Annotated in this window: 20 protein-coding genes; 4 read left to right on the top strand and 16 right to left on the bottom strand. The window is 33.3% G+C overall.

The window, feature by feature from the left end; genetic code table 11:
• Positions 1–75 precede the first annotated feature (75 nt).
• The gene (gene dnaN, locus CLU83_RS05090; protein ID WP_100430612.1) at positions 76–1,194 is read left to right on the top strand and encodes a DNA polymerase III subunit beta; all 1,119 of its coding nucleotides are present in this window, start codon (positions 76–78) and stop codon (positions 1,192–1,194) included.
• A gap of 144 nt (positions 1,195–1,338) precedes the next feature.
• Here the strand turns inward: dnaN and CLU83_RS05085 are convergent, their stop codons facing one another.
• From CLU83_RS05085 to CLU83_RS05065, 5 genes are all read right to left on the bottom strand, one after another.
• The gene (locus CLU83_RS05085; protein WP_100430611.1) at positions 1,339–1,920 is read right to left on the bottom strand and encodes a porin family protein; all 582 of its coding nucleotides are present in this window, start codon (positions 1,918–1,920) and stop codon (positions 1,339–1,341) included.
• 47 nt (positions 1,921–1,967) lie between these two features.
• The gene (locus tag CLU83_RS05080; protein WP_100430610.1) at positions 1,968–2,744 is read right to left on the bottom strand and encodes a membrane metalloprotease; all 777 of its coding nucleotides are present in this window, start codon (positions 2,742–2,744) and stop codon (positions 1,968–1,970) included.
• A 306-nt stretch (positions 2,745–3,050) separates the two neighbouring features.
• Complete coding sequence (locus tag CLU83_RS05075) at positions 3,051–4,823, bottom strand: DNA mismatch repair protein (protein WP_100433622.1); 1,773 nt, start codon at positions 4,821–4,823, stop codon at positions 3,051–3,053.
• 142 nt (positions 4,824–4,965) lie between these two features.
• Positions 4,966–5,799, bottom strand: coding sequence for a universal stress protein (locus tag CLU83_RS05070; RefSeq protein ID WP_100430609.1), 834 nt, complete (start codon positions 5,797–5,799; stop codon positions 4,966–4,968).
• 51 nt (positions 5,800–5,850) lie between these two features.
• Positions 5,851–6,678 carry a universal stress protein gene (locus tag CLU83_RS05065; protein WP_100430608.1) on the bottom strand — a complete coding sequence of 276 codons (828 nt, stop codon included), beginning with the start codon at positions 6,676–6,678 and terminating at the stop codon, positions 5,851–5,853.
• A gap of 181 nt (positions 6,679–6,859) precedes the next feature.
• Here CLU83_RS05065 and mnmE point away from each other — a divergent pair, with 181 nt between their 5' ends.
• Positions 6,860–8,272 (top strand): tRNA uridine-5-carboxymethylaminomethyl(34) synthesis GTPase MnmE, encoded by a 1,413-nt coding sequence (mnmE, locus tag CLU83_RS05060; protein WP_100430607.1) that lies wholly within the window; start codon positions 6,860–6,862, stop codon positions 8,270–8,272.
• A 381-nt stretch (positions 8,273–8,653) separates the two neighbouring features.
• Here mnmE and CLU83_RS05055 read toward each other — a convergent pair whose 3' ends face one another.
• From CLU83_RS05055 to CLU83_RS05030, 6 genes are all read right to left on the bottom strand, one after another.
• Complete coding sequence (locus CLU83_RS05055) at positions 8,654–8,857, bottom strand: hypothetical protein (protein WP_100430606.1); 204 nt, start codon at positions 8,855–8,857, stop codon at positions 8,654–8,656.
• 306 nt (positions 8,858–9,163) lie between these two features.
• Entirely contained in the window at positions 9,164–9,640 is a 477-nt protein-coding gene (locus CLU83_RS05050; RefSeq protein WP_100430605.1) for an HIT family protein, read from the bottom strand.
• 227 nt (positions 9,641–9,867) lie between these two features.
• On the bottom strand, positions 9,868–10,182 hold the full coding sequence (locus CLU83_RS05045) for a PH domain-containing protein (RefSeq protein WP_157802004.1): 315 nt from the start codon (positions 10,180–10,182) through the stop codon (positions 9,868–9,870).
• 283 nt (positions 10,183–10,465) lie between these two features.
• A complete protein-coding gene (locus tag CLU83_RS05040; RefSeq protein ID WP_100430603.1) occupies positions 10,466–10,909 on the bottom strand; it encodes an SRPBCC domain-containing protein in 444 nt (147 codons plus the stop codon).
• A gap of 7 nt (positions 10,910–10,916) precedes the next feature.
• The gene (locus tag CLU83_RS05035) at positions 10,917–11,396 is read right to left on the bottom strand and encodes a DinB family protein (RefSeq protein ID WP_100430602.1); all 480 of its coding nucleotides are present in this window, start codon (positions 11,394–11,396) and stop codon (positions 10,917–10,919) included.
• A 57-nt stretch (positions 11,397–11,453) separates the two neighbouring features.
• Positions 11,454–11,768: an EthD family reductase gene (locus CLU83_RS05030; RefSeq protein ID WP_100430601.1), complete on the bottom strand. Its 315-nt coding sequence runs from the start codon at positions 11,766–11,768 to the stop codon at positions 11,454–11,456.
• 153 nt (positions 11,769–11,921) lie between these two features.
• On the opposite strand from CLU83_RS05030, the gene CLU83_RS05025 reads away from it, so the two are divergent.
• Positions 11,922–12,911, top strand: coding sequence for a GlxA family transcriptional regulator (locus tag CLU83_RS05025; protein WP_100430600.1), 990 nt, complete (start codon positions 11,922–11,924; stop codon positions 12,909–12,911).
• 194 nt (positions 12,912–13,105) lie between these two features.
• Here CLU83_RS05025 and CLU83_RS05020 read toward each other — a convergent pair whose 3' ends face one another.
• Entirely contained in the window at positions 13,106–13,306 is a 201-nt protein-coding gene (locus tag CLU83_RS05020; RefSeq protein ID WP_157802002.1) for a hypothetical protein, read from the bottom strand.
• Here CLU83_RS05020 and CLU83_RS05015 point away from each other — a divergent pair.
• The gene (locus CLU83_RS05015; RefSeq protein WP_100430598.1) at positions 13,295–13,930 is read left to right on the top strand and encodes an ISAs1 family transposase; all 636 of its coding nucleotides are present in this window, start codon (positions 13,295–13,297) and stop codon (positions 13,928–13,930) included. The two genes, CLU83_RS05020 and CLU83_RS05015, sit on opposite strands and share 12 nt — an antisense overlap.
• Before the next feature lie 399 nt (positions 13,931–14,329).
• Here CLU83_RS05015 and CLU83_RS05010 read toward each other — a convergent pair whose 3' ends face one another.
• The 4 genes from CLU83_RS05010 to CLU83_RS04995 form a co-directional block, all read right to left on the bottom strand.
• Positions 14,330–15,205: a glycosyl hydrolase family 18 protein gene (locus CLU83_RS05010; protein WP_100430597.1), complete on the bottom strand. Its 876-nt coding sequence runs from the start codon at positions 15,203–15,205 to the stop codon at positions 14,330–14,332.
• Positions 15,206–15,663: 458 nt separating this feature from the next.
• Complete coding sequence (locus tag CLU83_RS05005; protein ID WP_100430596.1) at positions 15,664–16,344, bottom strand: hypothetical protein; 681 nt, start codon at positions 16,342–16,344, stop codon at positions 15,664–15,666.
• A gap of 619 nt (positions 16,345–16,963) precedes the next feature.
• Positions 16,964–18,484 (bottom strand): BBE domain-containing protein, encoded by a 1,521-nt coding sequence (locus CLU83_RS05000; protein ID WP_100430595.1) that lies wholly within the window; start codon positions 18,482–18,484, stop codon positions 16,964–16,966.
• 137 nt (positions 18,485–18,621) lie between these two features.
• Complete coding sequence (locus tag CLU83_RS04995) at positions 18,622–20,160, bottom strand: VCBS repeat-containing protein (RefSeq protein WP_100430594.1); 1,539 nt, start codon at positions 20,158–20,160, stop codon at positions 18,622–18,624.
• Positions 20,161–20,214 lie beyond the last annotated feature (54 nt).

The raw sequence follows: 20,214 nt of genomic DNA, 5'->3' as shown, positions 1-20,214 counted from the left end.
GTTTACAATATATTTGTAAAGTGTATCACAAATTTTATTTAAAAAAAGTACACCATTAAAAACAAAACAATACAGATGAAATTTATAGTATCGAGTTCGTACTTATTAAAACAATTACAAGTTTTAGGTAGCGTTATCAACAGTAACAATACTTTGCCAATCTTGGATAACTTCTTATTTGAATTAAATAATAACGAATTAACTGTTTCGGCATCCGATTTGGAGACTACTATGTCTGCAACATTGGCTATTGACTCCAAAAGTAAAGGAAGTGTTGCAGTACCTGCAAAATTATTATTGGAAATCCTTAAAACCTTTCCAGAGCAGCCCTTAACTTTCACTGTTGAAGAAAACAGCACTATAGAAATCAGTTCAAACTCTGGAAAATATGCCTTGGCGTATGCTCCGGGAGAAGAATTTCCAAAATCTGTAAACTTAGAAGAGCCATCAGTAACGCTTGTACCTGCAGATGTTTTGGCAACTGCTGTAAGCAAAACCATTTTCGCAGCAGGAAATGACGATTTGCGTCCGGTAATGTCAGGGGTTTTCTTCCAATTTTCTCCAGAAGGTTTAATTTTTGTAGCAACAGATGCCCATAAATTGGTAAAATATACCCGTACCGATGTAAAAGCATCTCAAGTGGCAGAGTTTATTATGCCAAAGAAACCTTTGAACATTCTAAAAAGTATCCTTAGCACCTCAGATGCTGAAGTAAAAATAGAATACAACGATTCGAATGCTACTTTCTCTTTCGACAACTACATTTTGTTATGTCGTTTAATCGATGGAAAATACCCAAATTACGAAGCGGTTATCCCAAAAGAGAATCCAAATAAATTGATGATGGATCGTTCTCAATTATTGAGTTCTGTACGTCGTGTCGCTATTTTCTCTAACAAAACAACACACCAGATTCGTTTGAAAGTTGCTGGAGCCGAATTAAACATTTCTGCAGAAGATATAGACTACTCCAACAAAGCCGAAGAAAGACTGACATGTGATTACCAAGGAGACGATATGCAGATAGGATTCAATTCCCGTTTCTTAACCGAAATGCTGAACAACCTGCAATCGGACATGATTATGCTCGAAATGTCATTACCAAACAGAGCCGGAATCCTGACTCCAATAGATGGACTGGAAGAAGGCGAAACCGTAACAATGCTTGTGATGCCAGTAATGCTAAACAGCTAATTACCTCAAAATACTAAACTAACCAAAACCATTTTTATATTTGAAAAGACCGAAATTCCTAACCAGAGTTTTGGTTTTTTTGTTTTCACCAAAATCAAAAAGGATTTGACTTATGAATTTAAGTCAAATCCTTTTCTTGTTTAATTACAAATCAAATCCAACATAAAACTGCCAAACCCGATTATATGCTTTACTACTATCGTACAAATCTCCCAAACCTAAATGATAACGTACTCCAAAACTTATATTAGAATTTGATTTAAATCCTACCCCAAAATTCATTCCCCAATCAAAACTATCCGGGTCATACTCTTGGGAACTACTGAAAAATCCATTATATTCTTCTTTATGCTTAATAGCTAACCCAATTTGGGGACCAACTTCTAAAAAGAAATTCCTTGAAGGATAAGCTTTAAGCATTACCGGAAAATTGATATAATCTAATTTTTGTTTAAATGTTCCACTGGCATCTTTTATCTCATATCCTTGTTGTGAATACAATAATTCAGGCTGAATAGAAAAGTTTTCACTGATAAAAGATTCACCGTAAACCCCAATATGAAATCCATGGCGCTGATCTGTTTCTCCATTCCCATCAAAACTTACTGAGGCCAAATTATATCCCCCTTTTATTCCTCCACTCATTTTATGATCATAATTTTGCGATTGGGATACTGTTATTCCCCCAAAAAATAGAGCTATTGCTAAGTAGGTTGCTTTTTTCATGCTTTTTTGTTTTCTGTTTTAATTTTCTAATTTCTATATTCTAAATTTTACTTTCCTCCATTTGCTCTGAGATCGGCGATACATTGGGCATCTAATTTTGGTACCGTTCCGCCTGAGACCATATTACCAATACTGCTTCCGGACTCTGAATCCCAATACATCAAACAGCTTTGCACATTGCAATGTTTTGAATGAGCAGTATCTTCATGATTAGTTTGCATTTTTGCTCCCAAATTAACCAACCCAAATAAGTGTCCAAATTCATGCTCAATGACTGTCGTTTCTAGTAAACTTCTACTTGGTTGAAACGGGCTGCTACTTAATCCCTGAATAGTTTTTTCAAAAATAACAAAAGAAGTATTTCTGTAAGCCGTTCCCAAAATATAGGAAGTGCTTGTATTACTGGACGAAGCTCCATCGACAAAAAAAGTCCAAACAGCAATTTGATTTGAAGAATTATATTCCGTTCTGTTGGCATCTTCTATCGCAACAATTTCCTGATTAGTAAACGTCGCTTTTCCTTGTGAGGCAATAGGTTTTTTTACAACATTTATTCCAAGAGGTTTATTCACCCGTTCACTCAAAAAAGCAACAAAATTATTGATTGCTGCAACTGACGGTTCATATCCCTGAACATAAGCCACTTCAATAACCATACTTTTGAAAGTATCATCGGCCAGTAAATCATGGGAAGAGGCCCCTAATGTTTTTTGATTATTGGCAACCGGATTCCCATCTACAGTCATTCCGCCTTCATCATCTTCTTTGGAACAAGAAATGACTAAGACAAAAAACAGTATCAAAGCAATAATTTTTCCTTTCATCTTTTCATTATTAATTAAAAACAGCAGTCTCCAAAATCAATAATAATTGCTAAAAAACTTCAAATCAATATTGGTTAAACGTATCTAAGAGATGTTGGATATAAATTACAACACTTACTATTTCTAATAAACTCAAATTAGATATTAAAATTGTGGCAGGAAATCTGGTTTTTGACAATAAAAATGCCAATAGAAAAACAAAACACCAATTTGTTTTCTATTTAAAATACTGAATTTTAATATTTTAAATACAGTTTTTAAAGAGTGATTTCTACCAATGATAAAAGTTTGAAATAAATTATTTTTTTAAATAACCCCCATCTTTTTCATCAAGAAAGTAGCGCTTTTGTTTTTACAAATGCCGTCACGAAGAGTATAATCAAAATGCAGTTCATTGCTGTTGATTTCGACTTCAAAGCATTTGTTGGTAAGAATATTTGGGAATTCATTTGTTGTCAAGCAAACTTCAATATCGTGTGTGGCAATGGCACCGATTGCTTTTTTGGCAATTACTTTCTTAACCACTTCAATGGTTCCATTTCGTTTATCATCGGAGTTGGTGCCACGCAGAATTTCGTCCAAAAGAACAAAGGCTGGATTTGCTTCCAGTTCATCCATGATTTGCTTCAAGCGTTTTATTTCAGCGAAGAAATAAGATTCACTGTCAGATAACGAATCCGAGAGTCGCATAGATACTAAAACTGGTAACGGATGTACACTTGCCTGGCTCGCGCAAACTGGAGAACCCATTCCTGAAAGCACCATATTAATTCCTAAACTACGCAAAAAAGTACTTTTGCCTGACATATTAGAACCTGTCAAAATCATAAAAGATTGCGGCTGAAACTGTACCTCATTCCCTACTCTAGTCGCTGGATTTAATAAAGGATGGCTTAGATTAGAAAAAGAAATTTCATAATCAGCATTCAATTCAGGGTACACAAAATCTGGGTTATTATATGCAAAATTTGCCAAACTATTGAGCATTTCAAACTCGCCAATAACTTCCAGCCATTCTTCTAAAACTTCAGCATGTTCTTTTTTCCAAGCAATCATCGACTTTAAAACGTGAAGATTAAAAAGAAATGTTCCGTTAAATAATAAAGCAGTCACAAAATTCCCAATAGTTTCCATATTAGAAAACAACTCTGCTAGTTTTTGAAGATGTGCACTGGCCTTTTGGTTTTTAAAGTTTAATTTTTGCTGCAAATCTTTCAACTTTTCCGATTTAAAATTTTCTTTTTCAATTTTTTGAACCAATAAGCTGTATTGACTGATTATTGTATTGATATTTTCGGATTGTGCAATTTCCATTTGAATCCGCTTTGTGAAATTACCCAAAACACCTAAATTAATTACAAACACAAAAGAGGAATATGTCAGGAAAACCATATTTGAAGTCACCAAATAAGCGATAAGACAACTTGCAAACAACGCTGGAAATAAATACGAAATTACCACCGATGCTTTAGATAAAGGCTTACTATTATAAACTCTCCACTGCAGCAGGGTTTTATAAAATGCTTCATTGTCCTGCCCCACTTTGGCGAAAGCTAAAAACTCCTGACGCCAATTTAACTTTTCTTTTAATTCCTGTACAGCTTTGTGATTTTTTAGTATTTCATCATTTGGCAAAAGTGTCAATAATTGCTTTGCTAAAGTCTTTTTACCAATAAAAGTGGCTGTTCTGTTTAAATTTTGAAACAAAGAATGGTCTCCAAAAATATCTAAATCGTAGGCATACGGATGATGAAAATCATTGAATTCGGCGCCATTTTCAAACGGGATTGATTTTCGTTCCAAATATGTAGCTTCATTTTCGTTAATAGCTATGAGAGCCGTTTTTATCTTTTTCTGAAAGGATAATTTAGAATGAATTCTCATCAAAACAACAAAACCAGCGAACAATACAATTGCCGTTATGACAAATACTGATTCGCTGGTTTTTATGTAATAAAATAGGCTCCCTAAAAGAAGCAAAACACTAATGAACCTTAGAAAGCTAATAGTATTGTATTTGGCATTGATTGCTTTTAACTCCTGAGAATAGCTTTGACTATTGCTTTTATATATTTCCATCTTTTGATTTAATGATATACAAATGTAGGGAATCAGAATTTCAATGGCAATGGCAATTTCAATAACAAAAATCAATTTTAATTTCAATGGCAATATCAATGGCAATTGAAAAATCTAAAATCTTTTTCCTGACTTCTACAATTTATTCTTCATGCATCGCTAATATTGGCACAATTGAAACATTAGACATTTTTTGGGTCAGGCTTGGGTTGAACAGCTCGGAGAAAAAATTTCTTTTGTGGGTTATCATTGCCAAAATATCGATGTTTTTATGAGATACAAAATCCAAAATAGTTTCTTTAACCAAATCAGTATTCATAACTATAAAATCAACGGCTTCGTTCCCAAACTCATTTTTCCATTGATTAATTGTTTCTTCCGAAACGTCTGATTTACTCGTTTTTACATACAGACACTTAACTTCTGCATGAGCTTTTTTGGCAATTTTAAGAACTTGACGCAAAGCAGATTTGTCTTTGTCTCTAAAACGAGTGGTAAAACCAATTGTTTTGATTTTAGCGAATTCGGATTCAACAGGTACGCTAAGCACTGGAACATCTACTGCTGTTACTACTGCACCTGTATTGGAACCAATAAAAAAGGATTCCCAGCCTGTGGCTCCTGAAGTTCCCATGATAACAAAATCGATTTTTTCTTCTTTTATGGCTCTTTTAATACTGTAAATCAAATCGCCTTCCATGATTTTATGATTTAGCTTAATGTTCTCCAAATGCTGTTTTTGAGCTAATTCACGAAGCTTTGGGATTTGGTCTTTAAACATATCATACTGTGCTAACTGCAAAGAATCTAAAATGTTATAATAGTTCTCTGGAATAAATTGATTGTCAATAATGGGCAATTCGAAAGTATGCAACAACACGAGTTCTCCATTGACAATCTTTGCAAATTCTAAAGCGTGAATAAAAGCATTATTGGCGACTTCAGAAAAATCGGTTGGAAATAAAATCTTTTTCATTGTATGTGAATTAAAAGTTTAATTAATACAGAATGTTCTGTTTGTATATTTTTACTTAACAGATAAAAATGGAATATTGATATTAACAGCTAGTTTTTTGGAAAGGCTTACTTGAAAAAGTTTTTCAAAAAATCCCTTGTGTTTTATATGAACTGCGATCATATTTATGCTGTTTCGCTGTATGAAATCTAAAATTGCCCCTTCGGTATCATCGCTTAAAACGGAATGAAAAGTAACATCGGAATTATTGAAAACATTTTTAAAATCGGCAGCAAAATCGTCATTATGCACCTTGTGAGGCGGTTTTATATTCAAGCAGTCGATGTGAGCATTTAATACTTTAGCTAAATTTTGTGTTTTTTGCAAGGCATCAATATCGTCAAAATGATACTTTGTTGTAAACAATATTCTATTGATAGGTTTGTATTCACAATTTTCTGGAATACCCAAAACGGTTATTTTGGATTCGTCCATTATTTTGGTTAGTGTAGTTCCCAAAAATATTTGTCTAAGATGGGTTGCTCCCTTGGTTCCCATAACAATAAAATCGATCTTCTCTTTTTTGGAAATCTGGAGAACTTCGGCTACCAGACTGCCTTGTATAAGAACGTTACTAATTTGAATATGCCCTAAATCATTGGCTTGGGCTATGTTTCGCAACAGAGGTACAGCATCTTTATAATTTTCGAATTCGCTCAATTCTTCATATTCATAAATTTCCTGTAAATAAATGGAAGCGTCTAAATATGCAGGTGAATCTGCTTCGTAAACATGCAGAGTTACAATCTCGGCATTTACCGCATCGGCTAGTTTTAATGCATAAATAAAAGCGTTTTTTGAAACATCTGAAAAATCAGTTGGAAACAGTATTTTTTTCATAATATTTATTTAGGCAACAATTAATAATAAATATAAAGTTACAAAAACTTAATAGAAAAAAAGCATGATAATTGTCATTTACAGCTTTTTAGCTGGTCCGGTTGTGAATGATGAATTGCGAACTGAACTGTAAACAGTCCTCAGCCAAAAAAATTGTTTACTTTTGCATAAATTTTAAGTTATGATTAAAAACGATTCTATAGTTGCTTTAGCGACTGCTTCGGGAGCAGGAGCTATCGCTGTAATTCGGGTTTCTGGAGAAGATGCCATTACTATTGCAAATTCCGTTTTTAAATCAATAAAAAACAAGGATTTAACCACACAAAAAACGCATACTCTGCATTTGGGACATATTGCAGATGGCGAAAAAACATTAGACCAGGTTTTGGTTTCCATTTTCAAAAACCCAAATTCTTATACAGGCGAAAATACAATCGAAATTTCCTGTCATGGTTCGACTTATATTCAACAGCAGATTATTCAATTATTACTTCGAAAAGGCTGTCGAATGGCCGATGCCGGAGAATTTACCTTAAGAGCATTTTTGAACGGCAAACTAGACCTTTCGCAAGCAGAAGCTGTAGCCGATTTGATTTCATCTGATAATGAAGCTTCGCACCAAATTGCGATGCAGCAAATGCGCGGCGGTTTCTCTAACGAGATTGCTAAACTCCGTGAGGAATTATTGAATTTTGCTTCCTTAATCGAATTGGAATTAGACTTCGCCGAAGAAGATGTAGAATTTGCCGACAGAACGCAATTTCATGAATTATTGAACCGAATTGAATTTGTCCTAAAGCGTTTAATCGATTCATTTGCTGTTGGGAATGTGATTAAAAATGGAATTCCAGTAGCTATTGTTGGTGAACCGAATGTGGGGAAATCGACTTTACTAAATGCTTTGTTAAACGAAGAACGCGCCATTGTTTCGGAAATTGCAGGAACTACCCGCGATACGATTGAAGATGAATTAGTAATTGGCGGAATTGGCTTTAGATTCATTGATACAGCGGGAATCCGCGAAACAGCTGATGTGGTTGAAAGTATTGGAATTAAAAAGACCTTTGAAAAAATTGAGCAGGCTCAGGTGGTTTTATATTTAGTTGATGGCTGTAAGCTGACAGTTGATGGAAAACTGGATAACTTACTTGTTGAAGTTAACAAAACACAAAATCAATACCCGCAAAAACCTATTTTGGTAATCATTAATAAAAAAGACTTACTTTCTAAAGAAGTGATAGATGCAATAAATGCAAAACTAGCAACCAACAACCAACAACCAACAACCATTTATATTTCAGCCAAAGAAAAGGTCGGAGTAGATGAACTTAAAAACAAACTCCTTTCTTTCGTAAACACTGGCGCTTTACGTAATAACGAAACAATAGTTACCAATACCAGACATTACGACTCATTGCTCAAAGCACTGGACGAAATCCAAAAAGTTAAATTTGGTCTTGAAACAAATTTATCCAGTGATCTTATGGCTCTTGATATTAAAGAAGCTTTGTATCAGTTTGGGATGATTACGGGGCAGGTTACAAATGATGAGCTGTTAGGAAATATTTTTGCTAATTTCTGCATTGGAAAGTAGCAGGACAAAACATCACAAAATAACAGCAAAAAAAATGAGTTGTAATATTGACAAACAATATTTTAACTCATTTTTTATTTCCTTTTTCTTTTGAATATTAGTAGATGTTTTGATTAAATTTGTATCTTGTTTGCGCTTCAAAAAACGAGGTCTAAAAAATGTTTTTTTTGGCCATCTTATGGCACATAGAGAACTGAAGGTCTCAGGCTTTCATGCATCGGAAAAATAGTTTAGCTTCTTCTAAGATCACTTCCATATCCTCTTCTTTTAACATTTTCTGAGCTTTTTCAGGAGCAACTGATTACACTAGTGTTTAAACTGCTTATTGAACTAGTATTGCTGTGATATGGATGAGTGGCAGACTTTTAAAGTCTTAGATTCCTATCCGATTATACAGCGCAAAACATGCTCCAACTGAAGGCCTGAATACGAACAAAATTCCTCTATCGAAATTAACTGATGCGGTTCTTTGTTCAAGCTGTCTTTAATTTTAATTAAATACAACCGTGCCTGTCTGTATGTTTTACCGGTAATACGCTGTACATCTTTTGGATAAATACATACCCTGACATTTGATGCAATCACACTACTACTTTTAATACATTATCCATACTTAGGATAGGGCTTTGAGCGCCTTTCTCCCGAAGTGAACAAATTTAAGAAAATTACTTCGTTTTTAAGTGACTTAAATAGGTTATTATAGGCTTTTTACTACCATTTTTGACCATCGCCTTTTGAAATTTGATTTAAATGATGAAATTGCAATGCAATCTGTCAAAAACATTAAACGAATTTTTCCTTTTTCTTGACCAAGTAAGCAAACATAAATTAGAGAATTGTTTATATTAGAAAAAAAGAGTATATCTTCTAATTTAAATTTTGAAAAAAGTTCTAGTTACCTTTTACTTTTATTACAGTTCTAATTTTTTCGGCTAATTCAAAATTCAATTTCCTATTTAATTTTCTATTTCTAAAATTAAAAATTCTTCTTTTCAGGTCATAAACACCTGGAAAAGATGCAATGATTCGATCTTTTAAGGATTTACAAGCTAATAAGTGAATATGGCAATGAAATATAGATTGTCCAGCTTCTTTATTTACTGCTGTCCAAATTCTTATTCCATTACACGAATATGCTTTTTGCATTGACATACCTATTAATTTTAAAGTTTTAATAAGTTCATTTCCATTGCTTTCTTCTAATTCTAAAATATTCTGTTTATGTTTTTTAGGAATTATCAGACAAATTGCTCCTGCACTTGTTCTCCTGTATTGGTCAGTTATAACTATGAATTCATTACTTTCAAATATTATTTCTTCATTTTCTCTTTGACTTGAAATTATTTGACAAAATCTACATGTATTCATATTCAATTCATCTTTTTTTAGTTATTAAGTAACGTCAGTTTGTCAAATAACCTTCAAATGAACTTTATATTTGTTTAAATATATATGATTTAAACTATAATTAAAATCTTTATACAGAAAAAGCCTATTAGTTCAAGTTTGTTTAAAAACATATTTTTATGGCTTTTAAAACTGCGTTTTTTCTAATTACCAAATTTGAAGTAAAAATCAATTATTCAAAATGACTTTTAGCGGTAGTACTTCATTCTTTGGTTGAGTATTTTTTGGTTTATACGTTTTTTGACGAGTTTTTTTCTGTATACTACTTCAATATTAGGGTTTATTTCTGTTAGACTATTAATAAAACCTTTTTTGTCCTTTGCGGAAACTAATACTGTATCATATTTATTATACATAATTTCTAATTGGTCTATAGAAGCTGCTGGAGAACTTAGAGGATTATACGTTTCTGAAATTTTTCGAATCGTTTTTATGTCAATATTGGATCCACGACCTATTTTCAGACTTTCATTCTCTATTATGTATTTTATGTTAAAAAACAAAAAACATAGAAATATAATTACCATTAAAATAACAATAGTAGTAATCCGCTTTTTATCGATAATAGATTTATAAATCCCCAACCAAATAAAATTGTAAGAGGAATAACTAATTCAATACCAATTTTTGATTTGTAAGTTTTCATTTTTTATTTAAGCATATTATAAAATGTTTTATCTTTTATGACAAAGAGCAAAATATTTTTATTAACAATAAAATTACTCCATTCAAATTTAGCACATTTGCTTCAATATCGCAAAACCCTCGCTGTTAGTACCCATTTTTCTATCCAAAAACTTTTATCCCCTTTCCTCTGGTTATCAAACTAAATAAACTTTCTTGTATAAGTTGGCTCCAAGCATTTGAACAGTCACCGAAACATTCAACTTCAGGAACTAAACCCAAATGAGTGAAACGGATTTGTGTTTTGTTATTTATTTCAGATATTTCAAAAATAATTTTTGTTCCTGTCCATTCGCTTTTAGTTTTAATGAAATTCAGTTTACTGTCAGTAACAAGCCATACTACTTTTTCGTTTGGGACAATTTCAACTACTTTTTGTTTTGAAAAATGAATATCTTCCATACGATAGGTAAACTCATCATTGAGTTTGTCTGTGCTGCCTTCAATTTCCCCTTGCCACCAACCACGAACATTATTGATGGCGTTGAAAACTTCTTTTACCGGATTGTCAACTAAAAGGGTTGTACTATAATTTGATGCTGTCATTTTTTTATTATTTAAGTAATTGCAATTGCCCCAAATGGTATTGTAAATGTGATGTTCTTGTTATGATAATGTTTAATTTATTGCGATGGGGCTCTTTAGCAAAGTCTTCGGTTGAAACAGCAGTATGTTTTTCAAACCACCCTTCTGGTTTCAGATTGTCGAATTTTTGTTTTAATACCTCACATTGGTTAGACCAAAAAGTTCTTAATTCACTTGCCGATTGAATTAGAGTTGTTGTTTTGTCAGGCGATTTTAGAAACGGTTCATTCAATTCTGGATACAGTTTTTCACCCATATCTAATAGTATCAGCATATCATCGTGCACCGCAATAAGATGTCCCAATAGATAAATTCCTCTGTTCTTGCCCGGTGCAATTTCTTTTTGCAAGGTTTCGTCAGTCAAAGAATTAAGTAATGTATCGCAACTTGCTATAGATGCATTCCATCTGTCGAATATCATTTTAATGATTGTTTCTGTTGTTTTCATTTTTTTGATTTTTAATTAGTGTAAATTTATTATCATTATTTTTTGTTTACTAGTGTATTAAGTGTTTTTTGAATCATATAAATAAATCTGAACCTCTTCATTATTTGGTGCAAAAATATTTCTGTCAACAGCACATTTTTGTCCTATTTCTGATTGAAAAGCGTTCATCATTGCTTCAAGTGAATCAAAATATAGGTTGGCAATGCGATACGTTTCTTCATGCCCAGTAAGTGAAACAATTGGGCCGTCATTTATTTCATACTTTATTAAACCGGGTAATTGTTTTGCTAATGGAATGTGTATCTCAAAATAATGTCGTTCAAAAAATTCTTTATCTTTTGGTGTTTTGTAAATCACAGTCATTTTTGCCATTTGATTTATTATTTTGAATTGTTGTGAATATCTTTTTTAGATTTTACATTACAAATATATCGTCATAAACTTACTTCTACAGGGTGTAAAACAGACATTCTAATAGGTTGATTTAGACAATATTGTTTTGTATTTTTATGAAAATTTTAAGCTATGAAACATCTTACTATAATTGTTCCAAATGGAGAAGGAAACAACCTAAGTAGCATTATTGGTACTTACAAAATATTTATGAGAGCCAGCGCTTATTGGAAGCAAAAGGGAAATGAACAGATCTTCAATATTCAGTTGGTTGGAGTTTCAAAAACAGTGGAGTTTTATGACGGTTTGTTTGCTGTGAAGCCACATATCAATATTTCTGATGTTCCGAAAACAAATCTCATCATCATTCCGTCATTAAATCATAATTATCAAAAAACAGTTCAGGCAAATAAGTTACTGATAGATTGGATCGATATGCAATATAAAAATGGTGCAGAAATAGCCAGTATTTGTACAGGTGCATTTTTGCTTGCTTCAACAGGTTTGTTAGATGGAAAAAGTTGTTCTACACACTGGTCGGCTGCGGATAATTTTAGAACAATGTTTCCGAAAGTAAATTTAAAAACAGATAAATTAATTACTGATGAGAACGGAATTTATACCAACGGAGGTGCTTATTCATTTCTTAATCTGATGATTTATTTGGTAGAAAAATATTTTGACAGACAGACTTCCATTTTTTGTGCCAAAGTTTTTCAGATAGAAATCGATAGGAATACACAGTCTGAATTTGCAATTTTCACAGGACAAAAAAAACACGATGATGAAATAGTGCAACAAGCACAAGCATACATAGAAATGAATGTAGAAGAAAAAATATCCGTTGAAGAGTTATCCTCAAAGTTTAATGTTGGCAGAAGAAATTTTGATAGAAGATTTATAAAAGCTACTGGAAATACTCCAATCGAATATTCCCAAAGGGTTAAAATAGAAACTGCAAAAAAAGCATTTGAAACAAACCGCAAAACAATTAATGAAGTAATGTATGAAGTTGGTTATGCCGATGTAAAAGCATTTCGAGAAGTGTTTAGGAAAATTACTGGAATGTCTCCGTTGGAATATAAAAGAAAATATTATAAAGATGCAGTTTTTATTGTATAAAATTCATTAAGCGTGGTTGTTCTAGGATTTCTGCTAACGTCAGTTTGTCAAAAAACCTTGTTTAATCTTTTCTTATTTGGACTTCTATCAGACAGTCTGACATTCCCACACTTCAAGCGGTTTGCGGACTTTGAAGCAGAGTGTTTTCAGCTAAACGAAATTACGATTAAAAACGCTAATTTCACTTATCCTGTCTAAATTTCATTTTCTGCTTTATCTTTTGAGTTTTGAATAAAATGATTCAACTCTTGCGTAAACTCTTCAAGATCAATTGCGGATTCTTTCATATAATCGACTATTTTTTTTAATTCCGTTGGGTTATTTATTGACTCATCAAGAGCATCCGATAGGCCTATAATATTTGCAATGGGCAGTCTTACTTTATGAGAAATCATAAAAATCATTTCTTTGAGCTGGGTTATATGATTGATGCAATGGGTTGTCAGAGAGAAATTGCAAAGAAAATTAGAGAGCAAGAAGCGGATTATATTTTACAAGTTAAAAACAATCAAAAAACACTATTAGAAAACATTGAGGATTCATTTGCTGTTAAAAAAGCAGTAGAAATAGACACAACTGAAGATTGTGGACATGGTCGAGTTGAAGTTCGTAAGTGTATCGTTATTAGCGATTTAGAATTCATAGATAATGCTCATAAATGGAAAGATTTGAGAATCATCGTGAAAATTGAGTCAAAAATCTACTTCAAAAAAACAGAAAAAGAAACCACAAGTACAAGGTATTACATTAGTTCATTGCCCGCTGATGCTGGACTTCTAAACGAATCCATACGATCACATTGGACAATTGAAAATAATTTACATTGGAATTTAGATGTCATTTTCAGAGAAGACAATCAAGCCAAACGAAACCAAACAGCTATCGAAAATGCCAATCTAATTGCAAAATTAGCAAACACGATGTTGGATCAAGAAAAAACCTTTCCAAAATCAAAAAACAGAAAACGTCTCAAAGCCTTTACTGACAGCACTTACAGAGAATTAATATTGAAAGTTTAAAAGCGAATGCCCTGGTCGTGATCAGAATGATTGTGTTCCATTATTTTTTTTAATTAAATTGTTAATAATTGGCATTGGTTATTTATTGACAAACTATTTACTTATTTGTTCCTACGACCGAAGTTATATTTTCAATTTATTTTACAACTTACAGCATACCAAATTTATAGACCATAAATTACATCCCTTACTTGATAGTGTAAATTTAGAAATAAGCAATCAGAAAAAATATTTCATCCTATTTCAATAGGGATGAAAAAGCAAAAAAAGCAACCCTTTACAGATTGCTTTTGTAATAAACATGGTCGTGTTTTATAGCAATCAAGCCATGCGCAGCTACTTGTTTTTTACCCGAAATCAGGCATTCATAGTGTCAATTTTACTTGCTTCGTTATGCTTTTATACCAAATTCGGCACAATCACATGATTCATTGCTTTTACAAATTGGTAATTATTTTTTGCATCCCAATTGATATCCCAAGTCATAACTCCACCAAACTGGGGGTCATTAGAAATTGCTTTGTACTGATCTGCCATTAACGAATAAATATTAGGTCCTGCATTAGGTCCATTAAATACGCTGTAACTACCCGCGGCATCTTTAGTGGCAGGTTCACCTATGACAATTTTTGTTTGAGCAGGAATGCTTTTCTTCAAGTTGTTGAAGGCGGCAGAAATAAAAGGGACATTCATTTCTGAATAGCCATTAATGGATGGCCATCCATTGTTGTACGCTTGGATAAAGAGGTAATTAAAACGATTATTTTGAATCGCTTTGTCGTAAATGCGATAGTTTCCTGTGGAGACAAGGAACAGATCAGATGCATGATCAGCTTGGTTGAGTTGAGGAGCTGCCGTAATAATTAATGAAGGGTCTCTTTTTTGAATACCGGCACATAATTGATCTAAGTAATTTCCATCGGTGTTTATTTCTAAATCGAAATCAACTCCTGTAAACCCATACTCTTGGAGATACGCTACCAATGCCTGTGCAACATCGTCTGCCGACCCTTTTGGATTATACGTATTGCTTTCGCCTCCAACAGAGAAAAGTATGTGTTTCGCTCCATTTGCTTTGGCATTTTTGATATCCTCTTTTAATTTTTGGGGAGTTGGAGAGGGATTAAAATTTCCATCCGAAATCCCGATTGTCGTCCCATTAATGGTTCCAAAAGCCATTACAATAGTGTTATAACCACTTTTTGCGGCTTGTGTAAAAGTAATCTGATTAGGCGACCAACTTTCAAGGTAACCTACTACGAGTGAATTATCCATAAGTAATTTATTTGTTCTCCTAAAAAAAATAAGGCTTTTAGGAATCTGCCCCGTTTATTTAAGTGGGTTCTGCTCCACTGCATAAAATTTAGAAAACTAGCAACGATATATCCCAATCCATAAATTCGTACTTAATTTTACTTTTCAGAATATCTTATTCCAAGTACGCTTGGTGTTGTAATAATTCGTTAATCAACAACTTATTTTTTCTTTCTTCGGCCGAAGTCAGATTTTCAAACTCTTTTTGCATATTACAGAATAGCGTATTGATTGTCCATGTATTGCATCCTTTATTTGACACGATAAATCTAGAAAAAGAAAAAAAATCAGGAAAAATATTTCATCCTATTTCAATGGGTGGGAATGACAGGAAAAAGCAACCTTTTTACGGGTTGCTTTTTTTATTCTATTTACAGGTACAAGTTAGAAGCTACAAGTGCTTGAACTTGCTAAAAAAATTAATACACGAATTGGTATCCCGCAATTTGACGTGCCCAACTATAAACATTTAAGCAAACCGAGTATGTTTTCCCCCTCTTAAATGTACCTTCTGGGTAGTTTTCCAAAAGCGCGGTGCCATGGTTAGGAGAAACTTTTGAAAGCGTAAAAATCTTATTTGCTATTGCTTTGTCGCTAGATAATAATTTATCACCTTCGACTGCATATATCATCACGACGTTTCCATCTTGTAATATTTCTTTCGGAAGATGATATCTACTCTGTATATGGGTATCAGAGTTGTTAAATGCATTACATGTTGATGGTTGATAATTCATCGGAGTAGCTTGAATGATATCCACTGTTGCCGCAATAGATTTTACTCCCTTATCGATATGGTCGGGTCCATACTCTAGTACATATGATTTAGTTTCAAAATTCAACTCATCACTTTGTATAGACAATCCGGTTACCGGAGTATTCATCCCTGGGATACTAATCATCTTTATCAGTTTACCCGTGGTGATTTCCTTAATATACGCAATACCACCTTGATTAGTGCCTGAATCTGGTCTTTCAATACTAAAAATAACACGATCAAGCATAGGCATAACATTACCTATGCTAGTTCTCTGTACCAACGTCGGATTTGATATGAAGCTACTTAACACTTCACTTTTTACATAATCTTTGATTTCCATAATATTTATTTTTAAAATTTAATACTCCCTGCAATTTTCCTGTGCAGATCAAGTCGTTTATTTAAGTGGTTTCTGGCTCCACTATTTTATTATTTTATGCCAATAAACGCATTCATTCCAAATCCATAAATCTATTCTTATTTTTACTTTTTGGAATACGCTTATTTCAGATACTCTTGGTGTTGATTCCATTTATTTATTGACAATTTATCATTCCTACTTTGGCCAAAGTCAGACTATCAAATCCATTTTATAATTTACAGAATATCGGATTGATACGCTACATCTTACACCCTTTAGTTTGACATTATAAATGTAGAGAGAAGAAATCGATAAAAATATATCACGGTATTTCACGCAGTTGAAATCAAGTGATAAGACCTTATACCATGAGATATTGGTCTATTTTAAAAAGCAAAAAGCACCTCCTTAAAAAAGAGATGCTTTTTGTGATTAAAAATTAAAGATTGTTTTTCTAATAGGCTTTACAAAAACTCTTGGGCCTCCAAATTGGAACTTTTTAAACTTCTGTCAATTAAATCGAATTCAAGGAGAAACTCGCCACTTTTGCTCTTTCATAGAATCGCAAAAAAAGTAGTTGCTACAAAATTCGCTTCAATTAAATCAAAGGGATTGATTGTTCACTATTAAAGTAATTATTCGGATCCCATCTGCGCTTCACTGCTTTCAAACGATCAAGATTTTCAAGGAAATACAATTCCATAGCTCCTTGTTTGCCTACAAGTTCATTTAAATCGGCGTCGGGATAATTGTAATAGCAGCCGTCTACATTATTTGTGGGGTCTAATTTTGGGTTAGGAGTACCTCCTGTCTTTTTGTACACGGCACCATAGAACTCGCGAATCCAACTTAAATATTTTGGATCATCTTTTTCAGATGTCCAATAGGTTTGAAACTGAAGTTTGAATATTGAATCCCGCTGTGCAATGGCTGTGGCATTTGAATCTACATTATTTATTTTTCCGCTATAGGAATCAACTTGCAACAAACTTTGCGTCATGTCTGTTTTGGTGAGTCCTTCTGGTACTTTTTGCAGTTGCTTAAAAATCACTTTGGCATCCCGCTTACTAAACTTCTTACGCATATAGGCCGACTTGTATTTTCCTCGTTGGTTCACTCCGGAGCCATTCAAGGTTTGAGTTGCTTCATAATAAGTATATAAAATTGTATTTGTAGACATCTCGGAAGGGAAGTACGCTCCATGTCCAAAAATGGGTCTTCTAGCAATTTGGTGCTCACAAATTTCAGTTAACTCTTTGGACTGCTTTTCAATGAGGGCTTTATTTCTTTTTAATGCTTCATCGCTATTCTCCGTTGCCGTTTGAATCACCAGATGAATCTCCCCATTTGCTTTATGGTTGAGTTTAAATAAACCAAATTGATTCCAGTTGTCTTTTTTTAATGAAAATCCCTCGTACCATTCGAGGAGTTTGTAAAGTGTTTTCGCGGATAAATGTTTCCACTGAAAAGCGTAAGTGGTCAGAAAAGCACATTCAGGCGAGTCTGGAAGATTTTTAAAATAGTATTTCGTGATCACGCCAAAATTACCGCCACCACCACCACAATGCGCCCAAAACAAATCTTGTTCATCACCTATGGACTCTTTTGAAACATATATTGTACGTGCCGGTTGATCATTCTTGTCTTTTACCACCAATTCAACCCCTGTTAACCAATCAACCGTAAGTCCATTCAGACGTGATAAAAGTCCATATCCGCCTCCGCAAATATGACCTCCCAATCCTACTGAATAGCAAGATCCAGCGGGTAAAACTTTACCAAAATCTCGGAATAAACTTTTAAATGCTTCCCAATTGTTTCCTCCTGCACCTAAGTAATATCCGCGATCTTCATCATACCCTGCGTCGTCTAGGGAGGTTACATCCAAAATAGCTTTGGTGACTTCGTTGAAAACAAAATTTTCATAACAATGCCCTCCGCATTTTACTTTCACATCCTTATCAAAACGACTTATTGCTTCCTCTAATGCAGCAGCAGTGCCATCCGCATTTTCGCACAGGTAAACCACATTGCAATTATTAGCATACCAACGTTGATTAAAACCTTGCTTAAAACTTGGGAAACGAGAATCATTTTCTTCTACTGATACTTTTTTCATATTTGTTTTATTTTTTTAATGGTTTTATGTAATTTGCATATTATCATTGATGTTTACGACCAATTTTGAGCCATGCTCATTTCTTACTGATTTTTATTAATTTCTATTATTGTTGCTTAAAAAGCTTGTTACCTTTTTCAAGGCTTAGAATATTGGCTGTAATAAATTGCATTTCCTATATTGGCATTCCAATAAGCAATATAAATATCCTTTTTCAAAGGCGTTTTATAAACAACTTCCACCTCAACAGCATGCTTGAAACTATTATTTAGTGTCAACACATTGGTGGCATAACTCCAGCTATAAGCTCCATAATTTTGCATCACTTTATCGACTTTTACACTATCTATTGATAATACAACATTGCATGGTAATGTTACCACAGGCCTATTAGGAGAAAATACCTGAGTAAACCTCCTTTGTTCTATTTTATTCGATTTCACTTTAGTGTATTTACGTGCATACCCCAAGAATATTTCCTGATTAACTCCATGTGCCTTGGAACGATATATTTGTTTGAATCTTGATCCATTGGCATCCCCAGGCTTTCCTTCGAATATAAAAAATGGTGCTCCATCATTCAAATTCCCTTCTTCCATTTTGAAGAATCCCAATACTAGATCTGCATAACCATCATTATTGAGATCTCCCATAGAAGAAAACGACGGTTTGTTTACATTCATATCAGTTACATCAGTTTTCCAATAGATCTTTTTTTCTTGGCATCCAATCACATAAAAATCCTCCCCAAAACAATTACTTGAATTTAACATTCTATGACTATTCACTAATTTAAAAGCCTCTTCATCCTCTTTAACTCCTTGTATCCCTACTAAAAAAATAACATCCTTTTTATTAGGAACACTATTCTCTCCTTCTCTTAACAGACCAATATTTAATGTTACCGCTGCTAAAGAGCTGCCAAACCCAAAAGACCACCCCACATTGGTGTCAATCCCAATTTCATTATTACTATCTAATTTTCCATAAAACACACTTATTGCCTCATTGGTTTTAATTCTTTTTTCTCCCGGATGACCAGGAGAATGACCAATTGTGAGATCTAATAATCCATCAAGATTAAGATCAGCAAATTTTATTGACATCGCATTAAAGGAGTAATCGGTCTCCCAGATTTTTTTGCTTTTTAGTATTCCATTTTCATTTAGACAAATTACAGATTTCGCAGGGACAAACACACCATTTTCATTAAGTTGTCCAATGTTTGCAACAGCTAAGTCTAAATCTCCATCAGCATCAAAGTCCCCTAAATCAATATCGAACGGAAATGTACCTAGTTCGATTTCATAGGTAGCTGTACTCGGAATAATCCCCCTATTATTCATATATACTTTTACGCTGCCGGATTTATAAAGATCTGATCCATTTAAATCACTTTGGGAAGTAAAAGATTCTGGATTAAACTGCGCCCTTTTAAACACAGAAATCATAACTATATCTTGCCAACCATCTTTATTCAAATCTCCAATTTTAATTCTAGTATTAAAACCTTTATCATCTGCATAATTTGGTAAATAATAAGGCTCTCCGGTTTCTTTACCCCAATTGTTATAAATAGTTAATGGTTGCGGACACATATCATTTCCATTAGCATTAACAACATCCATATAACCATTATTATCCAGATCTACACAGAACAGGCCTGTAGCATACATTCCATTTTGTTTAAAAACAAATGACGGTAAAGAATCATATAATTCCGGGGTAAC

Source organism: Flavobacterium sp. 1, assembly GCF_002797935.1.
GTDB lineage: Bacteria > Bacteroidota > Bacteroidia > Flavobacteriales > Flavobacteriaceae > Flavobacterium.
This window is presented reverse-complemented; position numbering and strand designations above follow the sequence as displayed.